Genomic DNA, 23056 nt, shown 5'->3' with positions numbered 1-23056 from the left:
ATCATTATAAATAACAGCGAAAAGGTTGTAGTTACTGTCTAATTGACTTATTTTTGTATAATTTTTTAAAACAAATTATATAAATCTTATGGCAAAATCTGCATTATTGAAATCGTCAATAGCAAAAAAAGTAGCTATGGCACTTTCAGGACTTTTTTTGATGTTGTTTCTAGCACAGCACTTTTTTATCAATATGACATCGGTTTTCAGTGCCGATACTTTTAACTCTATATCTCATTTCATGGGAAATAATCCTGTGGTTCAGTTTGTTATTCAACCTGTTCTAATTGTTGGAGTTATTTTTCACTTCATCATGGGTTTTGTTCTAGATTTTAAAAACCGTGCTGCGAGACCAATCAAGTACGTAAAGAATAATGGGGCGGCGAGTTCTCCTTGGGCTTCAAGAAATATGATTGTTTCAGGTTCAGTTGTTTTGGCATTTTTGGCATTGCATTTTTACGATTTTTGGGTTCCAGAAATGGTGTATAAGTATGTAGATGTTAGTCCGTTGAATGAAACAAGATATTTTCATGAGTTAGCTGAAAAATTTGAAAGTCCAATTCGTACCGGATTATATTCCCTATCATTTCTATTATTATCATTGCACTTGTGGCACGGGTTCAGTTCTTCTTTTCAATCCGTTGGGTTTAATAATAAGTATTCAAGATCATTGAAAGGTTTCGGATATGCTTTTGCAATCGTAGTTCCTTTTGGGTTTATTTTTATTGCATTATTTCATCATTTTAATCATTAATATTAAATTATAAATGGCATTAGATTCAAAAATTCCAGCTGGTCCAATAGCGGACAAGTGGACAAATTATAAAGATCATATTAATTTAGTAAATCCAGCTAACAAGCGTAATATTGATATTATTGTTGTTGGTACAGGTCTTGCAGGTAGCTCTGCGGCTGCAACCTTAGCTGAATTAGGATATAACGTAAAATCATTTTGCTTTCAAGATTCACCTCGTCGTGCACACTCTATTGCTGCACAAGGGGGAATTAATGCTGCGAAAAATTATCAAGGAGATGGAGATTCAACTTTCCGCTTGTTTTACGATACTGTAAAAGGAGGAGATTACCGCTCAAGAGAAGCTAATGTGCACAGACTTGCTGAGGTTTCTGTAAATATAATTGACCAATGCGTAATGCAAGGTGTACCATTGGCTCGTGAATACGGTGGACTACTTGATAACCGTTCTTTCGGAGGGACTTTGGTAGCGAGAACTTTTTATGCCAAAGGACAAACAGGACAACAATTATTACTAGGTGCTTATTCTGCGATGAACCGTCAGATCGGTCGTGGAAAGATTAAATCGTACACCCGTCACGAAATGCAAGATTTGGTAGTGATTGACGGTAAAGCGAGAGGAATTATTGCTCGTGATTTAGTTACAGGAGAAATAGAAAGACATTCAGCACACGCTGTAGTTATTGCCTCTGGAGGATACGGAAATGTATTTTTCTTATCGACTTACGCGATGGGTAGTAATGCAACTGCTGCATGGAAAATCCATAAAAAAGGAGCGTTTTTTGCCAATCCTTGCTACACACAAATACACCCTACTTGTATCCCCGTTTCAGGAGATCACCAGTCTAAATTAACATTGATGTCAGAGTCTTTGCGTAATGACGGACGTATTTGGGTTCCTGCAAAACTAGAAGATGCACAAGCGATTCGTGAAGGGAAAAAGAAACCAACAGATTTGTCTGAAGCAGAAAGGGATTATTATTTAGAAAGACGTTACCCTGCTTTTGGTAATTTAGTTCCTAGAGATATTGCTTCTCGCGCTGCCAAAGAAAGATGTGATGCTGGATTTGGAGTTAACAAAACAGGCGAGGCGGTTTATTTAGACTTTGCTGCTGCAATTGAACGTTACGGAAAAGAACAAGCGTATGTAAAAGGTTTAGATGCAAATGATACTGCATTAGTAACTAAATTAGGTGCTGCGACTGTTGCTAACAAATATGGGAATTTATTCCAAATGTATGAGAAAATCGTAGACGAAGATCCATACGTTACCCCAATGATGATTTACCCTGCAGTACACTACACCATGGGAGGAACTTGGGTTGATTATAACTTACAAACTACAATTCCTGGATGTTTCTCGATTGGAGAGTCTAATTTCTCTGATCACGGGGCAAATAGACTAGGAGCTTCTGCATTAATGCAAGGTTTAGCAGATGGTTATTTTGTATTGCCTTACACAATAGGTGATTATTTAGCTCCAGATATTAAAACGGGTAAAATCTCAACAGACTTACCTGAATTTGAAGAAGCAGAGAAAAATGTAAAAGCGCGTATTGAACGTTTTATCACAAATAATGGTACGCATTCTGTTGATTATTTCCATAAGAAATTAGGAAAAATCATGTGGAACAAAGTAGGTATGGCTCGTAATGCTAAAGGATTAACAGAAGCAATCGAAGAAATTGCAGCGTTAAGAGAAGAGTTTTACAAAGACGTAAAAGTACCGGGTGATGCTAATAGTTTTAATCAAGAATTAGACAAAGCAGGTCGTGTTGCTGATTTCTTAGAACTAGGTGAATTGTTTGCAAAAGATGCCTTACATCGTAACGAATCTTGTGGAGGTCACTTCCGCGAGGAGTACCAATCTGAAGATGGTGAAGCACAACGAGATGATGAAAATTTTGCTTACGTTGCTGCTTGGGAGTACGTTGGTAAGCCAAGCGAAGCTGTTCTGCACAAAGAGCCACTCGTGTATGAAAATGTTAAACTAGTAACGCGTAGTTATAAATAGGAATCAGTCCTAGGGCAAAAAGAAGGTTTGCTTCTTCCTAAAGCTCTTAGACTTTCAAACGAAAGAAAATATGAAACTTACATTAAAAATATGGCGTCAAGCCAACGCCAAAGCAGAGGGTAAAATCGTTGAATATCCAGTAGAAGGAATCGAAGAGGATATGTCTTTTCTTGAAATGTTAGACGTTCTAAACGAAGGTTTAATCAACAAAGGAGATCTTCCAGTATCTTTTGACCACGATTGTCGCGAAGGAATTTGCGGTTCTTGCTCGTTGTACATCAACGGTGAGGCCCACGGTCCAGACAGACGCGTACCTACTTGTCAGTTGCACATGAGAATGTTCAAGGATGGAGATACCATTTTTATTGAGCCTTTTAGAGCAAAAGCGTTTCCAGTAATCAAAGATTTAGTGGTAGACAGAAGCGCATTTGATAGAATTCAGCAAGCAGGTGGTTTTGTTTCTATCAACACCTCAGGAAATCCGACTGATGCAAATGCGATTCCAATCCCTAAACACGACGCTGATAGAGCCTTTGATGCAGCAACTTGTATTGGTTGCGGAGCTTGTGTAGCGTCATGTAAAAACTCCTCTGCAATGCTATTTGTGTCGGCAAAAGTGTCCCAGTATGCTTTATTGCCACAAGGTAAAATTGAAGCTGCGGATCGTGTATTGAACATGGTAGCGCAAATGGATGCCGAAGGTTTTGGAAACTGTACCAATACTGGAGCATGCGAAGTAGAGTGTCCTAAAGGAATTTCTTTAGAGAATATTGCCAGAATGAATAGAGAATATTTGTCTGCAAGTTTAAAAGGATAAAACTTAGAAATATATTTTAAAAAACGCATTCATTAATTTGAATGCGTTTTTTGTTTTTTGGAGGTGTCTTTTTCTATGCGAAAAGCCTAGAAAAAGTCGTGCTATCCGTTGCAATCTTTTATTTCATTGCACTTCATAAAAGGATTTTCACTACTATCCCTCACCCAAAAGTGAACTGTTGCTAAAATTCTAATTTAATTTTTAAAATGTTGCAACGATGAGTTTCAGTATAAGTTCCTTTTTTTACCTTTATAAAAACAAATAAATACAATGAAAGTATCCTTAATTCAATCGGTTCTAGTTTGGGAAAATCCAGAGGCAAATAGAAACCATTTCGAACAAAAAATCAATGCAATTCCTAATGACGTAGATTTAATTGTGCTCCCAGAAATGTTTACCAGCGGGTTCACCATGAATCCTACAGCAGTTGCCGAAACGATGCAGGGCGAAACGGTTACTTGGCTTCAAACTTTGGCGAAAGCCAGAAACTGTGCCATCACTGGAAGTTTAGTTATTGCTGAAAACGATACGTTTTATAACCGATTGGTTTTTGTATTTCCATCAGGAGAAATTCAGTATTATAACAAAAGACATTTGTTTACGCTTTCTGGTGAAGACAAGGCATATACGCGAGGCAATCAAAAAGTTACTATCGAATATATGGGTTGGAAAATTTGCCCACTGATTTGCTATGATTTACGTTTTCCTGCATTTTCAAGATATGCCGATGATTACGATCTATTGATTTATGTTGCAAGTTGGCCAAAAGTGAGAACTAATGCTTGGGATGCTTTACTAAAAGCTCGCGCCATTGAAAACATGAGTTTTAGCATTGGAGTCAATAGATTGGGGACTGATGCTAATGGGTACGAATATATTGGTCATACACAAGCAGTCGATTATCTCGGTAATTATGTCTTAGAACCAGAAGAATCTGAAGGCAGTTTTTCTATTGTTTTAGACAAGCAATCGATGCTTGAAACCAGGCAGAAATTAGGTTTTTTGAATGATCGAGATGTTTTTGAAATTCAGCTGGATTAATTTTTATTTACTTTTTGCATCTTTCTTTTTGGGTTCGGGCAGATACGGTATACTCAAATCAAAAATTTGATTGACGTCCCAATTGGCTCGAACATCGATTTCCTTAGAAAAATAGATAACTTCCTCAGCCTGAAGTTTCTCTAAATAGTTACCGGAATCCCATTCCTTATTTTTATTGGCATCATAAATAGCGCGCAAGCTGTATAGTGCTGGATCAATAAGGTTAAAATTTATTGTAGTTTTTTCTTCGGTAAATTCACTTGCTAAAACATCACCTTTTTCATTTGTAAGTTCAATGATTACAGGGAATTGTTTGACATTTGCTAAAACAACGGTAAGGTTTCCATAATCTTCAACAGGTTTGGTGTTTAGTTTGAAGTTGAGCGTGTCATTTGATTTTTCGAAAAAATCAGTTAATGCTCCCGGTAATATTTTGATCGTATAATTTTCTGAAGGTTCTTTTTTGAAATCAAAGTACAGTTTTTGATTAAAATCATCGTATTCTGTAGCAAAAGGAACTGCAATTTTTGCTTTGTTGAGCAAGCTTATTTTTGAATTTTCTACAGTTGCTAGTGGCGTGCTGCTTTCTATTGTAAATCGATCTCTAAATTTTAAATCATTAATTTGTACAGCACTAAGATTTAAAGTGTCTTTTTTCTGATCCTTAATTTTAAAGGTAAAATTCGCCTCATATTTATCTTTGGCCACAGCCAAACGCAACGAATCGGTTTTGATGGGTTTGAACCAAATTTGGAGTGAGTCTTTTTTAGGAAATTTAGTTACTATATGTGTTAAATCGTCGGTACCATTTTTTAAAATTGTTTTTGGCTTATCTTTTCCATGATTAAGTTTTCCTTCAAAGCCCATCAACAAACGATTTCCAGATGCTTGAGTTGGTTTAAAGGTTTTAAACGGAAGTTTTTCTTTAAACAATTCTAATTCGTAAACCGTATCGTTTGGTATCGTAATCAGCTCTTTTATAAACCCAATTTTATCTGTTTTTGGATTGTATTTATTGTTGCTATTGTAATCCTTAAGAGCTACTAGAAGGTATTTTCCTGCTTTTAAATTCTCAAGTTGAAAAGTCTTTAAACTATCCAAGGTATTGGTTACATATTTTGGAGTCTGATTATAGACAATAGAATCGGTAAAAGTATCATTTACTTCATACAACAGGACCGAAACAAATGATTCCACTTCTTTGTCGTAAGCGCTTTTTACCTTACCGCGAAGGCTTAAGGAGTCAATATAATTTCCAGTAGAAAATACATACTTAAATTGATTGAACGGGTTTCCTTCGTTATTGTCAGTTATGCTTTGCCCAAAATTAAAACTATATGTGGTGTTGGGCAGCAAGGTATCTTTGATTTTTATAGTAATTGTTTTGCTTGGAGTTGTAGGTAGAATTAAGGGTTCGTATTTCATTGGCGGTGAAATAATCAATTGCTTATTCAGATTTTTAAGTTTAATGTTTTCGTCAAAAACTAATTTAATTTCGTTTCCTTTAAAGTTTTTACTAAAATTTTCTGGGTAGCTTGCTTTCAAAATTGGCGCAATGGTATCTTTTAAACCGCCGGTGATGGAGCCTCTTTTTGCGCATCCTATGGTTATTAATAGCAACAGTAAAAAGGTATATTTTAAATTGTTTTTCAACATATCAAATCTAAATTAGAATCTACAAAATAACAATTATAATTCATGCAATTGAAACTTTTTATAGATTTATTATGAGGTATTAAATTTTGCTTACTTTTTTAGCCTGCTTTTCTTTTTGTGTTTCTTAATGTTTAATTTTACATAAAATAAGTCTTGTTATGACTAGTTTGCAGTTAGAATATAATCCATCATAAAATAGATAGTGCTAATAATGAGAAAAATAGAACACATAGGAATTGCTGTTAAGGATTTGGAAATTTCGAATGGCGTTTTCGAAAAACTTTTTGGCGTTCCCGCATATAAATTTGAAGAGGTAGCAAGCGAGGGAGTAACCACGTCTTTTTTTAAGAGTGGACCTAATAAAATTGAACTCCTTGCTGCAACAAATCCAGAAAGTCCGATTGCTAAGTTTATCGAAAAAAATGGAGAGGGAATTCACCATATCGCTTTTGATGTAGAAGATATTGTTGCTGAAATAGCGCGTTTACAAAAGGAAGGGTTTATTGTTTTAAATGAAATTCCAAAAAAAGGTGCTGACAACAAGTTAGTTGCATTTTTGCATCCAAAAAGTACAAACGGTGTTTTGATAGAGTTGTGTCAGGAAATAAAATAATTTAATGTTTCTCGAGAGGGTAGTATTCTAATTGTCAGTTAGTTTCTTTTTGGAATAAAGTAATAATTAAACTATATTCAAATCTAAGTCGAAAATATTTGGAGCAAATGAAAAATAGTAGTAATATTGCAGACTCTAAACCGGTCCTATAGCTCAGCTGGTTAGAGCACCTGACTCATAATCAGGTGGTCCCTGGTTCGAGCCCAGGTGGGACCACAATAAACCCCTCGTATCTGTTGATATTGTGGGGTTTATTTTTTTTAGGGGAGTGAATAGGGGAGTGAAAGATTTAAATTATATTGTAAGTTAGATAGCTATAGTCGTTTTTGATGATTTCAGATCTATTGCAAACTACCTATACTTCTTAAAATTCTCTGCTTGCTCAAATATTTCTTTGTAAATTTCGTCTCTGTCTACAGGTGGATAATCATTTTCAGCTAAAAGAATAATTAGATCAACTTTTAGTTCGGCCTTGATATCGTCTCGTTTGCTCCAATCTGTGTATTTTGCTTTGTCATCAACAACCGTTTTTACCTTTTGAGCTAAGGCTATTAATTTATCATTTGGGTAGCTAAAATCATATTTAACAGCCAATGCTTTCAGTATGTCATAAAACGCTTTTTCTTCAAAATCAATTCCTAGGTCTTTGAAAGAGTCTTTTTCTTTTTTCAAGGCATAATACAAATCGATGATTTCATCTGTAAAATCCTCAAGTACTTCGCTACGTAGGACATCACTCTCCTTACGTTCATTGTATTTATCAACGATGAATTGTAAGCGCTTTGAAAAATCTATTCCTGTGATTTTATTTATTTTTTTCACATCATCTATTGCTTTGGCTAGTAGCTTTTGCAATAGTTTAATTTTGGTATTTGGTAACTTGATTTTATCAATTTTAGCCATGTAGTCATCAGAAAAGATATCAATCTCGGTTTGATTTTCATCTCCTAGCTTAAAGATTTCTTCAATTCCATCGCTTTCAATAGCATCTTGAAGCATCTGTTTTACACGATTATTCATCTGCGCAGTATCTGGTGCTAAACCTTTGGTTAATTTGAATATTATCGCGCGGACCGCTAAAAAAAAATGAATTTCATCCCTTTGTACCTCCGTAAATGCACCGCTTCCTGAGCAAATATCGTAAGCTGATTTTAATCGTTTCACAATATACATGAATCTTTTCTCCAGCTCTTGTGTTAGTTGCACAAACTCAGCTGCTTGATTTAATGTTTTTAATTGTTGTAATGGAACGCCTGACAAGTATCCAGATTTATCAAACTTGTGAAATAGTTTTCCGAGCAAATCCAGTTGGTCTTTGACCACTACAATGGATTGCTCGATATCTTCAATATTTTGGTTATCGGCATTATTGTAATGTGCCAATGCTAAATTCATTTGCTTTTTAATACCAATGTAATCCACGACTAATCCTTTCTCTTTTCCTTCAAATTTTCGGTTGACTCTAGAAATAGTCTGAATTAGGTTGTGACGTTGAATCGGTTTGTCAATATACATAGTGTCTAAGAATGGTACATCAAAGCCAGTTAGCCACATATCCACTACCATAGCAATTTTAAAATTAGACTTCTCATTTTTAAATTGTCGATCTAATTCTTTGCGGTCATCCTTTGTGCCTAAAGCATTATATAAATCTTCGACATCATCTTTTCCTCTGGTCATCACCATTTTGATGCGTTCCATAGGTTTGATCTCTTTTTTGTCTTTATCTGATAATTCTACACCATCAGCAGCTATTTTTATTTCGCCCCATTCAGGTCTTAATGCTAGAATGTTTTTGTATAATTCATAAGCAATAGGCCTGCTACTGCAAACAAACATTGCTTTACCACGCACTGTTGCGCCTTCTGCCATTCTGTTTTCATAGTGAGTAACAAAGTCTTCGGCTACGGTTTTCAAACGTGTTGGATCACCTATGATAGCGTTCATTTGCGCCATGGCTTTTTTACTTTCCTCTATCTGATTCTCGTTACTACCTTCTTCGGCGCATCGATTGTAATACGCCTCAATTTCGGCTAGTTTTTTATTGTTCAATAAAACTTTAGCAGCTCTTCCTTCATACACAATTCGAACCGTTATTTCATCTTTAACCGATTCGTTCATAGTGTAAGCATCCACAATATCACCAAATACATCAATGGTTGCGTCAATAGGCGTTCCGGTAAAGCCCACATAAGTCGCATTTGGTAAAGAATCGTGTAAGTATTTAGCAAAACCAAAAGTCTTTTTTACTCCGTATTCTGTTACTGTTATTTTTTGATCTAAATTAGTTTGACTTCTGTGTGCCTCGTCAGAAATACAAATTACATTAGTTCTATCAGTCAATAATCTTGTGTCTTCAGTAAACTTGTGAATGGTTGTTAAAAAAACACCACCGCTGTTTCGACCTTGAAGTAGTTCTCTTAAATGGGTTCGACTTTCTACACTAATAATCGATTCATCACCCACAAACCCTTTTGCATTGGTAAATTGACCTGATAATTGGTCGTCAAGATCTGTACGATCTGTGATGATTATAATTGTTGGGCTAGCAAAATGAGTACTTCTCATTAACAAACGACTCAAATACAACATCGTGTAGCTTTTACCACAGCCAGTCGTTCCAAAATAAGTTCCTCCTTTTCCGTCACCTAAAGGTTTTTGATGGATTTTTATATTTTCAAAAAGCTTGACTGCTGCATAATATTGCGGATAACGACACACGATTTTTTCATTCTTTTTAGAGCTATCAGGTAAAAAAATGAAGTTTTGAATAATATCTCGTAATCGCTTCCGATTGAACATGCCTTGAATCAGTGTAAACATGGCATCTATTCCATCAACTTCATTAGGCATGCCTTCTATTTTTCTCCAGGCATAGAAAAATTCATAGGGTGCGAAAAAAGAACCTGATTTAGTATTTACTCCATCGCTAATGACACAAAAAGCATTGTATTTGAATATTTCAGGAATATCTTTTTTGTACCTTGTAGTTAATTGTACATAAGCATTATGAATTGTAACATTTTCTTGAATGGCTGTTTTGAACTCAAACACTACTAATGGTAATCCGTTGATGTATAAAATCAAATCGGGAATACGCATTTCGTATCCTTTGATGGCTAGTTGATTGACGATTGTATAGGTATTATTATCTTTTTCGGAGTAATCGATGAGTTGGATAAATATATCTTTTTGATTGCGATCTTCTCGTTTTAATAGAAAACCATCACTTACCATTTTCATCAAAGTTTTGTTGCTTTCGTATAAGTCCGAAGCAGGTAAACGGTCTAAGTCACGAATAATCGAGGTTACTTCGGCATCTGTAATGTGGTCCTTAGCATAATTAGATTTTAAATAGTTTCGTAAATCAGCTTCGATTAACACTTTTTCGGTTACAATATGACCGTATTGTAAAGTTGGTTCTGATACCCCTTGAAATTCATTTTTACGTACTTCTCCGCCTACAAGATGCGTCATTTGCTCTTCTTGCAGTAGGTGTATAAAGGCTTGTTCTAGTTGTGCTTCGGTGAACTTCATATTATTTCGTTTCTTCCTTTTTAGGAATTACAATATTCCATTTTATATCTTTCAATCGTTCTTTAATTTTTATAAGCGAAACTAATACATCATCACTTTTAGGTAGTTTACCATAAACAAGATTTCCAAACTCATTAGTATAAGTATTTTCTAATTTTTTCCATGTTTCTTCTGTTTCACGGAATATTAATGCGTCTTTTGGATGATAGCTTAGCCATTCATTATTATTCTTGAAACTTTCAACATCATCTTCAGCTACGATTAATAACATTTCTTCAAAAGCAGCACTTTCAAAAAATTCAAGAATAGCAGGAACTATTAATAACTGATGAAGATCATAAGTGTGACGAATTTTATTTTGAAGATCAAGAATTGGATCATCTCCATAAGAAAAACGAACTAAACTCATTATTTTTTCACAAATAGTTCGATTAACATGTAACACCTGAACTTCAAAAGGTGACAAGCCATATTCTTCAGCTAATGGCATTTGCTCTTTTGATTTCATCATCTCAAACACATAAGAAGTTATAGAATGTTTATGAAAAGGTTCATATCTACCTAACCATGTTGCCTCCACAATTATATTCTCTCTTACTTGTCCATATTTTCCGGAAAAACTTTTTGGGTAACTATACGCTACCTTGCGAAGCATACCCACTTTGTGTGTAATTCCTGGTTCTTCAACTTCCGTTAGTTTTGTCCCTACAAGGTTTGTTATTGCTTTTAACTTATTCTTAAGCTTATTCCCGCCTTCACCTTCTCTTTTTAAAACTACTAAATCAATATCCTCAGAAAATCGTTCTATTAAACCAAAACATTTAGACAATGCTGTACCACCTTTAAATACTGTTTCTGTTCCAATAGCATCGTGAAATATAAGATAAAGTGCATAAGTGACCCAATAATCCTTTTCTACATAAATAGGCAGTATCTTCATTTCTTGAGCTGTAATCTCTATCGATTGCCTAAACAGCGTTGCGTTTTCGTGTAATTTCATAACAAATTCCATTTTTCAGCGGCTTTCAAAACCGTATTTACTCCTGCTAGTTTATATTTCGTAATTGGATTTAATTTTTTTTGTAATAATTCTTCGAATTGTACATTTCCAAATTCTTCTAGTAACGCTCCTAAAAGTGCTCTAGTAGCTGGAGGATACTTTTGCGACAACCTTACTAACGTTGATAGATCATTTTGTGATAATGACTTCAGTATAGATATAAGACGTAAGCAACTTGATAAAACAGTACTATCAGGAATTTTTTTAACATATCGAATAGCATCTAAAAGCTGCAAAAGCGGAACGTACTCTTTTGTAATTGTATTCTTCTGCTTGATAAATTTAATAGTATAACGATCTCTCTTTAATGCTGGGCGAATTTCATTTCTACCAATTTGAATCGTATTGCTTACTTGTGTAGTTAAACCCAATTGATTAAAAACACTATATCCCGTAAGATAACCAATTGTTTTACCGTCATCTTCCAATAAATCTTTTACTACTTGATATTGGTTGGGTTCTAAGTTTCCAAAAGGAGTACTCTCCGGTTTGTAATACTTTCCTTTGGCCAGCTTAGCAATCTTGCCCGAAACCACCATACGATTCAATGTTTTTATGACCGCTTCTTTTTTATTCACCGATGTAGTAAAGTCAGCATAGGTGAATACATATCCTTTTGGGAGTCGATCGATTGTAAAAGCTATGTAATCAGTAGTTTTCATGTATTAATATTTACTACAAATATATAAAAATGTCCAGTTTATTATATAAAAAACTGGACATTTTTATATAATATATTATAATTATTTAGGTTATGTGAGTGGGGTTATATAACTTTGACATGTCAAAGTTATATAACCCCATCCCTTTTACTTTTTTATTTGAAAAATTTAGGTATTAAAAAACTTAATATTTTTTTACATTTACAATCTTTCATAATAAATTTTTAATTTATTAGCCATCAATCTTCGGCGTTCTTCTAAAAATCTCTCGTATACCAAGTGATTTGCTTCCTCTAGAATACTTGGAATGTCATTATTAATCAAGTTTTCTTTAAGGCTACTTTCAGAATCTAAAGTACTTATTCCATTTGTTCCTGCCTGTATTTGAGCTTTTACTTTATCTAGGTACTCTTTCGGGGTTAGCATACCCACTTTTATATTGGTGGCTTGTTCTGTGAATACAAAATTGGCAACTTGGTTATAAGCTTTCTGCGGATAGCCATTGTTTATCAAATATTTTTTTGGAAAAATATGGTGTACATCACCACGTTGTTCTATCAGGCTGCTAATTTTCATACTTTTAGATAAAAAAGCAACCGAATTATTGTTTACTTGCGCCGCTAAATATAAGTTGTAAGCATTGTTGTTTACACTAGAAGATTCCAAATCGTTTATGATTCCGAAATCCCAAAAACCGGCACCCAAATTTGCTTGTTCCATTTGAATTAAATAGGCTGCTATTCCTTTTTCATTGATTTGTTTAATGTCCTCATCTATTTTTGATTCTGCTGAACCGGAATAGCGACCAATAAACATACTCATGACTAGCCAACGCTTTACATATCCTTGCACTTCAGCTTCACCCATTCCATCTTCACGCAATTTTAAATATAATGCATAGGCAAAATTCAAACTATTTTGAGAAGAAATTAATTTCTTACTGATTAAACCCGTAGATTTAATGATCATTACAAAACGCTGGTAATTGGTCTGATTAACAAAGGCGGATAAACCTTCGGATAGTTTAGCATAACTTGCTTCTGCAATACTACCTTCGTAACTTCTTGTTTCAAAATTACGACCCGATAATAAGGCCACTAAATCACTGAACTTACCACGACTAAACTTAAAAGTAAAGGCGACACGCAACATATCAATATAATCAGGCACATACAAATCATCATTGCCTGTAGCCATCCATTTGATCTCTTTGTAGTAATCAGTCTGCGTAAAGGTATTGTCGTTGTCTTGTATGTGTTTAATGAATCCTTTGTCGACTAACAAGCGACAGAAGTAATCGACCATTTTGCGCAAGGTATTACCGCCATATCTTTCATCAGAAGCGATTTTAGACATTACAAAATCGGCGTTACTCAAAACAACTCCTTTTTGATTGATACGGATAAAAATTTCGGTAACGGTATCAATATCTAAACTAGCATCTAATTCGATAATACCCACTTGTTTGGTTTTGATGCGTTTTAGATTTTCAATGCGTTCTTCTACTAAATCTTCATCGGCATCCGGATTATCCTGACAATATTTTCGAATGGCTTTAGAAATGGAAATCTCATCATTGACAATAGGATTGATGTTATCTATCCATTCAGGGCTTTTTTCATAGGCTTTATTGAGTACATCAAATTTTTCTTCCAATGGATTAAAGGCAATTCGAATGTTTATCTCTTTGTAATTTTTGTCCAAAACCCGTTGCCCGACTATGGCAGCTGTTAAAGCTGTAATACGTTGTTGGCCATCAATCAATACTTTTTTCCCAGCAGATAGTTCGCCGTTCTTCAATTTCACATCCGGATTTCGCCAAGTGATTATATAACCCACCGGATATCCTTGATATAATGAATCAATTAAGTCTCTTACTTTGGCTCCATTCCAAACAAAAGGTCTTTGGATTTCCGGAATAGCAATATCACCAGATTTGATCCAGCTTAATAAAGTCTCTACGGGTTGTTGATGAACACTGTATTTTGCCATTTGATTTAAATTATCTGATAATTAATTTGTGAATAATTAGAATCCCTTTCTAATTCTAATTTCAGCCCATCAAAAGGTATTTCCGTTGAAAGGTTCTGTGGAGCTTTGGGAACAATAAAATCATTGGTATTCAAACCTGTAATATTGAATTCATTTATAAAGTCAATGATTTTTTCACCTGAAATATAAACCCCTCTAAAAATTTTATCATTACGGCTTCTAATATTCTCTTTAAGATTTTCTATTAAATATTTAATATCAGGCATAAAGATGTTTTCATTGCTTTTTAATTTTATAAAAAAGCGCTCTAATTGGATACAAACTAATTCAGAAATTAAATCGGAGATTATTCTTTGTTCATAATAGTAAGCGTAGTAATAATAGTTTACCTCACTGGTATTACCATCGTAAGAAGTTCTGTATTTATGAGATACCCCATCAATTATTGCAAGTGGTGGCGTCTGCGCTAGTCCTTGTCTGTCAATTTCTAATACTGGAACAAAAGAAGTATGACTTAATAAGTCATTACAACTTTTAAGAAACTCACTATTCTCGGTTAATCTGGGAAATACATATAAAACCGATTCAGGCCTAATAGTGGGTTTACTTGCCAATTTCCTTAATGTAGAATGTTGAGTATTATCTGCGGCATCATTGAATGTAAAAACTACATGAGGATTTTGATTTGTACGAGAACCATGGAATTGAGAAAATAAATTTTTACAAAAACCTGCTCGCTTACCTGATTTGTATTGTAAAAACAATAATCTTCCTGTACAGCCATTATTATCTATATAATTTATTGAAATATCATAACCTCCCGTGGTAGGATTTGCTTCTTGAGCTTGAGTTAACCCAACTGAAAAAAACTTATTATTTAATAAAAAATCAAACCATTCATCTTGGGACATAATGGTACTTATATACGGGTTAGTCATATAATAAATATATGATTTACTGACTTCTAACAATTCCCTTGTTAAATTTGATTCAAATGTTTTCTCGTTTATTTCTTTAGGCATTATTTCCTCATGTTTTTTTGATTAGGAAAGACACTGTCTTATTTCTCGTATTTGTAATTTAATTATAAGTCTGTTGAAAAGTTCGTAATCTATTTTTAAAATCTATTTTCCAAGTAAGATAATCTCTAATATCATCCTCTATTACTTGCCCGTTTGGCAATAATGGTATTGTTGAAGTGCCGCCATCATGCTCAGTTACTGAATATTTACCAAATAAACCTAAAATGAAATCAACATCACTTTGTTGAGTTATAATATAACTAGATAAATTACCCTTTTTCAAATTAATATTTTTAGAAAATCGTTCATACGATTTATTAGATAATATTTCTTCAACAGACCTTTCTAATAACATTCGAAATCTTTTTCTAGCAGAATCTAATTTGGTTTCTCTATTATGCACATCATGAATTTGTAATGCATTAAGTTCAACTAATATTCTGCGTATTGAAGCTATTCTTTCATCTACATTTTTAGCTAAATATGGAATTTCATCTGAAACAATACCACTAAAACCATTGTATTTATCTATTCCTAATAATTCACAATTAATATTTAATATTTGTTTATGAATATCTACTAAAAATCTCATAAAGGACAAATCGTGAGTTAGAACAATAACCTGTCTATCTCTTGATAATTCGACAATTTTTTTAGATATTAATTCTCTATAATCAATATCTAAAGAATTAACAGGATCATCAAAAATTATTGAGTTTTTTCTATTATCAATTGTGCATTCAGCTAAAAAATTTGATAATGCAATTATTTTTTGTTCTCCTTCACTTAAAACAGAATTTAATCCGTCATTTATAGCAGAGAAAGAACATTTTTGAAAGGTATTACCTTGTGAAGTTCTGGTTCTTGTGATGGCTACTTTACTAGCTAGATCTTGGTTGAAATATTGCAAATGAGAAATAAACTCTTGGTGCTGTAAATTAACGGCTTGTGTTTCCATTAACTCTCCAATTTTTCTTGAAATTATAGATGCATTTAACTTGCTTTTACACTGATTAATCCAATGGATAAATTTCATTTCATCATAATACTGCAATATGGTTTGTTTTTGTGAAAATAAAAACTCTATTGTTTCTAATTCTTTAAACTCACTTTCTAAGTTTACTCTATTATTTAATAAATCCGAGTTTTGTTTGATTTGAGTGTCTAAATAAGTATTTAATGCTACCAGTAAATCTGAAATTAGTGGAACAGTAGTATTTAATGCAGAACCAGTTTCTAAATGATTTTTTATATTCGTTTTAACAAATTGAACTTGGGTTACAAAATGATGATAACTTTCTTCAAAATTAGGGATGTATTGTACTATTTCTTGATAATTAATAAATGGTGAAATGTTTATATTTTGTAATAATTGTATTCTCAGATTAATTTCATTTTGAATACCATTCAATTGAATAGAGATATCGTTTAAAACAAATTTATTAAACCCTAACATTCTTGCCTGTGCAATTTCATCAAGATCTTGTTGACATAAAACACATTTTGCTAATGACTGATTAGTTGGAAAACTTTCTCCATCTGTCATTCCGTTATTAAGAGCATAGTTCTTAGCAGATGTCCATAATATTCTCCAATGCTCTGACCCTATATTAGGTAATAAATTAATATGATTTAGTTCTTCTAATGCTAAACTATAGGCTTCTTTGATAACAACAAATCGATTTCTTAAATCTACTATCTGTTGAATATTTTCAGTGCTGAAATTTTGTTCAACTAATTTAAATTGTGCTATATAATTATCTATTCTACCTTTTGCCTGATTTAATGTAGAAATAACAAGTTGAGGATTTTGAGTACTTAATAAAGTTAGTAATTCTTGTTTTCGGGTAATATTAGTTGGACTAAATTGAATATAATTATCAATGACAACGCGGTTTTTCCCTTCTATGCTATTATACCAAACCCCAGAAATTGTGGTGCTTAAATTTGGATTTAAAACTGGTTTTCGCGTCAAACATAAAGCTATTTCAGCATCTAATTTTTGATGAATTTGATAGAAAACTGGAATTAATTTTTCTAAAACATCAATACCCACTGGTTTATAATCAGTTGGATTTTCATCATTAACATATATGTTGCCACAATCAGAGTCAAAAACATTTATTGAACTTAATGCAGGATGTGATGGGGTATTTTCAATCCAATTAAAAACGGTTGGAGTACCATTTACATCAATAGTAAACTCTACTTGTTGACTTAATGGTGAAGGAGTAAATACATTTTTTTTTAAATCGATATTACTTTGTCTGCTCCAACATAATTTCTTAAATATTCTAGAATAACTTGATTTTCCTGAACCGTTATTTCCATAAATAACTGTTAAACCTGAATTGCCAAATTGTAAATCAGCTTGATTGTATAATGCAGATATGTTTTGAGGCCTTCTAACTCTTAATAATTTTGGATATTGAAGTCCAGTGTTAACAGTTGTTGGTAAATGACTAATATTCAAAGGAATGGGGTTTAAAATAATTCCTGTAGCACCTTCTTCTTTTTTTAATAAATCTGTTAATTCATCAATATCATTTTGCGATAAAGTAGGATTTTGAATTATTCTCCTCAAAGCATCACTAAAAAATAATGGTTTTAAAGTAGACCACGTTAATATATCCTGATATATACTCATTTTATTTTTATTTTAAACAATCTCTTTTTGTGTTTCAACTTTGGTCATTTTAGAATGTAATACAGATTGAGCATCATTTAGATTAAGGTTAATTTTTCGACATAAATATATTTTATCAAAAAAAGGATTAGTTACCTTGTCAAATCTGATAACAATTTCGTCTTTAGGTAAAATCGTTTTAAGAGATCCAATATCTTTTCCAAGTAAACTACCTCTAATGCTGTGAGCATCTGAATCATTTCTAAGTTCTTGATACCTCGAATATAAATTTAAAAAATTCCATATTTTATAATGATTCGCAATAGGACGAATACAAATAACGGATTGATTGATATATGTTTCTATTTTACACAATGATGTTTGACCTCTTGTTTTACCTTGACCAGCAGATGCAATAATGGAATCACCTTCAATAGCTTTTTTGGTAGATGAATTTTTCACACCAATTTTGCTAATCGTACGTTCTGTGTCAATAATGACAGAATTTCTTGTTTCACCTGAGGAAAGCCAAAATACATCACCATTCCAGTACTCTTTGATATTGGTGTTAGGAGTTCCACCACTAAATATTTTATCACAAACATTTTTAAATTCACCAAATTCCCATCCAGCTGGAATCTCCATCTCCAATTCTTCACACCAAGCCATTTCTCCGACATTACTTTTATAAGGCTTTCCATTTTCATCAGGAAATTCAAAATCTACAAACCATTGTTTGTAAATGGCTTGAGTGATTTCTTCGAGTTTGGTAATGAATTGATTGTTTACGGCAATACGATCCACTAGAATATGATATTCTTTTACAATTTCTTTTTGTTTTTCGATTGATGGAATTGGTAATTCAGTATCGCACATTTCATCCCAACCAAAAATTTCTCTTGCGCTTCCGTGTGATTTAAAACGAGCATATCTATCAAATTCTGGTCGTCGGAACCACATCATTAAATATTCTGGTAACAATTCATTTTTGTCAATTATTTCAAAAGGAGTATAGGCTTGGGAAACAAGCATTTTGTCAAAATTTTCATTTAGTGCAATTGCAATTTTGTCTCCTCGCCTTGAAGTATCGGCTATGTATGTAAATTGATTTTTGTAAACAATTTTATAGGTGGACATATCGGTTCCAACAAGATTGGCTATGGTAGGAAAGAATATCTTTTTTACACTTAATCCCATTAATGGCAAATCTTGTAAATCTTTATTTCTTTCATCGACAATCCTTATATATTGACCTAATTTTTTATAACTTGATTTCATAACCCAATTCTTTGAAAACGGTTAGTAAATCAGCTTTCGATTGTGCCTCGGCTTGCAATAGTTCTCTAAATTCAGTTTGCAATACAGTCATTTTTTCATCAAAATCAATATTCTCATCACGATTCACAAAACTGATGTATTTACTGGGCACTAAAGAGAAATCTTTGGCTGCAACTTCATCAAAAGAAGCGGCATAACAAAACTCGGGTACGTTTTTATAGACTATTCCTGCTCCCTCTCCGTTGGAGAGGGTCGGGGTCAGGCTTTGCCAACTATGATAGGCTTGTGTGATTTCCAGAATATTCTCTTCTGAAAATTGGGTAAATTTCTTTTCAAACGGAATTCCTCTTTCTCTTAAATCCAAGAAAAGAATTTCATTTTGTCGGTCTCTATAATTTCGGGTTTCATCAGGTAAATTAACTGTTCTCGCTTTTTTATTTTTGTTCAAAATCCATAGCGTTACACTAATATCAGTGGTATAAAACATATTTCTTGGCAAAATCACAATAGCTTCTACCATGTCATTTTCTATCAGTTTTCTACGAATTTTGTATTCATCACCACCACCGGAAAGGGCGCCATTGGCCAAGATAAATCCTGCCATACCGTTTTCAGAAAGTTTAGCCACCATATTTAAAATCCAAGCATAGTTGGCATTGCTCGTTGGTGGTACATCGTAGCCTCTCCATCGGGGATCATCGGTCAATTCATCAGCAGCTCTCCAGTCTTTTTGGTTAAAGGGAGGATTGGCCATAATATAATCCGCTTTCAAATCAGGGTGTTGGTCACGCCCAAAAGTGTCGGCATCTACATCGCCTAAGTTGGCAGCAATACCGCGAATGGCGAGGTTCATTTTAGCTAGTTTATAAGTAGTAGCTGTATATTCTTGTCCGTAAATGGAAATCTCTTTTTTGTTTCCGTGGTGGTTTTCAATAAACTTAATACTTTGCACAAACATACCACCTGAACCACAAGCAGGGTCATAAATAACGCCTTTGTAGGGTTCAATCATTTCAGCTATTAGGTTTACGATGCTTTTTGGGGTGTAGAATTCTCCTTTCCCTTTTCCTTCAGCCAATGCAAACTTGCTCAGGAAATATTCATATACTCGACCCACAATGTCGGTTTGTTTGTCCTTAATGGTGTCAATGTTATTGATGGTATCTAACAAAGCAGCTAGTTTACTCACATCCATATTGAGGCGAGAGAAGTAGTTGTCAGGCAAAGCTCCTTTTAAGGCAGGATTATTTTTTTCAATGGTATGTAAAGCGGTATCAATTTTTAAGGCAATATCTGCTTGTTTAGAGTTTTCAATAATAAACGACCAACGGGATTCCTCAGGCAAGTAAAAGATGTTAGACATGTTGTAAAACTCCTTCATTTCAAGGAATTTGTCTTTATTATCAGCAATTAGCTCTTTTCTGCGTTCTTCAAATTTATCACTGGCAAACTTTAAAAAGATTAAACCTAATACTACGTGCTTATATTCAGATGATTCTACGGTACCACGCAACTTATTTGCGGAATCCCATAGTGTTTCTTCAATTGATTTTTCTTTTTTTGCTTTTACTGCTTTGGCCATTTTTAGTTCACTTTTACCTGTTGGTTTGAAATCTTAATTTATTGAAACGTAAAAATAGTATTAAAAAAAAGACTAGCTATAGACACAAACATTAGCTTATTAAAAGTTTTTAGCTTGTGTGATCCATTCGTCGATTTTTATTAGGAAGCGACTTCTAAACTAGATTACCATTTTGTGATAAATCAAGTTCGTAAATAAAAGCTATTTTGTATGAAATTACCATACCCACTTTTAGTGATTTTTGAGTTTGAACAACTAAAATTTCATTCACTTTTATTTTATAAATAATAGTAAATGATTACTGAGGATAATTGCGGTAGATAATTTTGATCCATGGTGGTTGACCGATTGGTGGTTAGAATACATAGTAAATATTAAAATTAATAGCGTAGATGATACTCTATTTATACGGTAATAAAGTTATTGAATCGTTTACTGTACAAAATCGATAAAATTGTAAGTTAAAATTGGTTAATGTTGCTTATCTTTGATGGAGAACTATTAAAATGTAAACCATGAAAAATAACGAATTTTCAGAATTCAAAAAGGATTTGCCTCTAAGCGAACCTCAAATCGATTTGTTTATCTATGAAAATGGAGAACCAATATTAAATCCAGCAACCACAGAAGCAAAGAGAAAAGTAATTAATTCTTCTACAAGAAATAATTCTGTTCAGGTTATCGACGGCTTTACGCCATTTATAGAGGAGTATTGTAAAGGAATTCGAACTGGTAAAAAAGAATTCACTATTGACGTTGAAAGAGTGTATGATGAACATTCTAATCTCGATTTTATTTATAGATTAGATGAATAGCAAAACGGAGTTGCCATCAAAGGCAACTCCGTTTTTATTACAATCTTCGTTTTCTCCTTCTCACTAGATTGATTTTTTTTCGATCAATATCAGAAAGGGAATCATCATTTTGTATCTTAAAAGCGAACCAATGGTTGATGGTTGGGTTATATTAGCTATTATGTCATTATTAATTTTTTTAGTTCGTCAAGTGCAGCCCAAAGATTACTTAGATCACTAGCGGTTAACTCATCACTACTATTGCATTTTTTTGCTATTTGATTGATATTAATTCCAATTCTATTCAGTTCACCAATGAAATTCGGGTCTTTGTTGGTGTTTATTTGTATCTTCTTACCTGATAAGGAATTCAATACAATGGTCTTCAATATTCTCCCATCTGCTAGTCCTTTCTCCGTCAACATATCGTGTTCAGGTTCATTAAAAGATAGATTTTGGCGATATTGTAACTTTTCATTTTCGTTTTTCTTTGGTGCACCACCTTTATTTTTCATATAATTTATTTTTAAAATTGTTACTAAAAAATGAGTTTACGAGTTTTTAATTTTGTAAGTCTTATCTGATTTTAGAGAGAAAAACCTACCTTGCTAACATTTTTTATTTATCGTTTTTTAGTTTTATCTGAGTATCCTATATGATGGAATTTTAATTAAATAATTGACTTATAGATTTATGAAATTTATTAATTAGTTATTTTGTTTTTTATAAATTAATTAAATAGCTATCACATTAATATGACTATGTTGCTTAACATTAATATGATAATGTTACTTAACATTATCACTTTAAGTTTTTTTAGAAATGCAAAAATGATCAAAGTAGAATGTACCAGATAAAACCTTTTGCCCCTTTAAGCTTCAGACATATTTTCAGGTTTAGTTGCTATTACATATGTTCAGGCTAAACTAAACCCCAAGCTTAAGGGGAAAAAGATGAATTAAGGTCCTCTAATAAACTCTATTTTATTTTGATTGGATTTAAAGGGTTCAAAACTTAAATTTTCAAGTATATTTCCAATTGGTATTTCCGGTGCTTGTTTTTTATTCATGATGTTTTTATTTACAAGGTTTAAAAAAGTAAAAAAGTGATGATTTGATGATAAAATACAATCAGCTTAGTATTGGTAAAGGTTCGCCTATCATCGTTTCTTCATCATTTCATCACTTTTAAAATTCATTCATCATTTTATTTTCATCATTTAATTTTTTGATGATAAAATGATGACAGGTTAAAAGCTTATTCCTATTGGCTTAATCGTCTGTCTTCATCAATTCATCACTAAAATCAGATAAAAATTTTCGAGTTATTGTGTAGTAGCGCCCCTTAGTTAAATTTTGGTAAAAATCGAGGTCGTTGGTTATACTCACTTTTTGATATTGATTTGAGTTTTTGGCTTGCTCTAATTTCCAATTTTTCCGGATTACGTTTTTGATTTCTACTGGATCATATTTAATCTTAAACTTATTTAAAATGTTTAATAAGTCGGAAAAGCAAAAATCTAATGTCTCAATATCTAAACTTTCCATTGTGTTCATTAAAGAGTTTGCTAACTCTCGTTCTATTTGATTCGAATTATGCCGTATTAAT

At 33.0% G+C, this 23056-nt stretch carries 16 protein-coding genes, 1 tRNA gene and 1 pseudogene; 7 read left to right on the top strand and 11 right to left on the bottom strand.

The window, feature by feature from the left end:
- The first annotated feature begins 88 nt into the window (after nucleotides 1-88).
- The 4 genes from AC061C_RS13400 to AC061C_RS13385 all read left to right on the top strand — a co-directional run bounded on the left by AC061C_RS13400 (nucleotide 89) and on the right by AC061C_RS13385 (nucleotide 4626).
- Nucleotides 89-754, top strand: a complete 666-nt coding sequence (locus AC061C_RS13400; RefSeq protein ID WP_417967420.1) for a succinate dehydrogenase cytochrome b subunit — start codon at nucleotides 89-91, stop codon at nucleotides 752-754.
- 13 nt (nucleotides 755-767) lie between these two features.
- Nucleotides 768-2768, top strand: coding sequence for a fumarate reductase/succinate dehydrogenase flavoprotein subunit (locus AC061C_RS13395; RefSeq protein WP_417944916.1), 2001 nt, complete (start codon nucleotides 768-770; stop codon nucleotides 2766-2768).
- Between the two features lie 70 nt (nucleotides 2769-2838).
- Entirely contained in the window at nucleotides 2839-3585 is a 747-nt protein-coding gene (locus tag AC061C_RS13390) for a succinate dehydrogenase/fumarate reductase iron-sulfur subunit (protein ID WP_478291587.1), read from the top strand.
- 270 nt (nucleotides 3586-3855) lie between these two features.
- Complete coding sequence (locus AC061C_RS13385) at nucleotides 3856-4626, top strand: nitrilase family protein (protein WP_478291586.1); 771 nt, start codon at nucleotides 3856-3858, stop codon at nucleotides 4624-4626.
- Between the two features lie 3 nt (nucleotides 4627-4629).
- Here the strand turns inward: AC061C_RS13385 and AC061C_RS13380 are convergent, their stop codons facing one another.
- A complete protein-coding gene (locus tag AC061C_RS13380) occupies nucleotides 4630-6282 on the bottom strand; it encodes an Ig-like domain-containing domain (RefSeq protein WP_478291585.1) in 1653 nt (550 codons plus the stop codon).
- Between the two features lie 211 nt (nucleotides 6283-6493).
- Between AC061C_RS13380 and mce the strand changes: the two genes are divergently transcribed.
- Nucleotides 6494-6895 (top strand): methylmalonyl-CoA epimerase, encoded by a 402-nt coding sequence (gene mce, locus AC061C_RS13375; protein ID WP_478291584.1) that lies wholly within the window; start codon nucleotides 6494-6496, stop codon nucleotides 6893-6895.
- A 142-nt stretch (nucleotides 6896-7037) separates the two neighbouring features.
- Nucleotides 7038-7111, top strand: a tRNA-Ile gene (locus AC061C_RS13370).
- 135 nt (nucleotides 7112-7246) lie between these two features.
- Here AC061C_RS13370 and AC061C_RS13365 read toward each other — a convergent pair.
- From AC061C_RS13365 to AC061C_RS13330, 8 genes are all read right to left on the bottom strand, one after another.
- Complete coding sequence (locus tag AC061C_RS13365; RefSeq protein WP_478291583.1) at nucleotides 7247-10432, bottom strand: type I restriction endonuclease subunit R; 3186 nt, start codon at nucleotides 10430-10432, stop codon at nucleotides 7247-7249.
- Between the two features lies 1 nt (nucleotide 10433).
- A complete protein-coding gene (locus AC061C_RS13360) occupies nucleotides 10434-11432 on the bottom strand; it encodes a nucleotidyl transferase AbiEii/AbiGii toxin family protein (RefSeq protein ID WP_478291582.1) in 999 nt (332 codons plus the stop codon).
- Nucleotides 11429-12154 (bottom strand): type IV toxin-antitoxin system AbiEi family antitoxin domain-containing protein, encoded by a 726-nt coding sequence (locus AC061C_RS13355; RefSeq protein ID WP_478291581.1) that lies wholly within the window; start codon nucleotides 12152-12154, stop codon nucleotides 11429-11431. Before AC061C_RS13355 ends, AC061C_RS13360 begins: the two co-directional genes overlap by 4 nt.
- Nucleotides 12155-12355: 201 nt before the next feature.
- The gene (locus tag AC061C_RS13350) at nucleotides 12356-14146 is read right to left on the bottom strand and encodes a GmrSD restriction endonuclease domain-containing protein (protein WP_478291580.1); all 1791 of its coding nucleotides are present in this window, start codon (nucleotides 14144-14146) and stop codon (nucleotides 12356-12358) included.
- 5 nt (nucleotides 14147-14151) lie between these two features.
- Entirely contained in the window at nucleotides 14152-15168 is a 1017-nt protein-coding gene (locus tag AC061C_RS13345; RefSeq protein WP_478291579.1) for a hypothetical protein, read from the bottom strand.
- Between the two features lie 58 nt (nucleotides 15169-15226).
- A complete protein-coding gene (locus AC061C_RS13340) occupies nucleotides 15227-17815 on the bottom strand; it encodes an AAA family ATPase (RefSeq protein ID WP_478291578.1) in 2589 nt (862 codons plus the stop codon).
- Nucleotides 17816-17827: 12 nt separating this feature from the next.
- Entirely contained in the window at nucleotides 17828-19072 is a 1245-nt protein-coding gene (locus AC061C_RS13335; protein ID WP_478291577.1) for a restriction endonuclease subunit S, read from the bottom strand.
- Nucleotides 19056-20654, bottom strand: coding sequence for a type I restriction-modification system subunit M (locus AC061C_RS13330; protein ID WP_478291576.1), 1599 nt, complete (start codon nucleotides 20652-20654; stop codon nucleotides 19056-19058). The genes AC061C_RS13335 and AC061C_RS13330 overlap by 17 nt, the downstream gene beginning before the upstream one ends.
- A gap of 515 nt (nucleotides 20655-21169) precedes the next feature.
- Between AC061C_RS13330 and AC061C_RS13325 the strand changes: the two genes are divergently transcribed.
- A complete protein-coding gene (locus AC061C_RS13325) occupies nucleotides 21170-21469 on the top strand; it encodes a hypothetical protein (protein WP_458566497.1) in 300 nt (99 codons plus the stop codon).
- A gap of 158 nt (nucleotides 21470-21627) precedes the next feature.
- Here AC061C_RS13325 and mobC read toward each other — a convergent pair whose 3' ends face one another.
- Nucleotides 21628-21963: a plasmid mobilization relaxosome protein MobC gene (mobC, locus tag AC061C_RS13320; RefSeq protein WP_478291575.1), complete on the bottom strand. Its 336-nt coding sequence runs from the start codon at nucleotides 21961-21963 to the stop codon at nucleotides 21628-21630.
- A 756-nt stretch (nucleotides 21964-22719) separates the two neighbouring features.
- Nucleotides 22720-23056: pseudogene (locus AC061C_RS13315) on the bottom strand (primase-helicase family protein); the annotation flags it as partial.

This window comes from Flavobacterium sp. GNP010 (assembly GCF_056428945.1).
The sequence above is the reverse complement of the archived record's forward strand: the minus strand, read 5'-3'. Positions and strand labels throughout refer to the sequence as shown.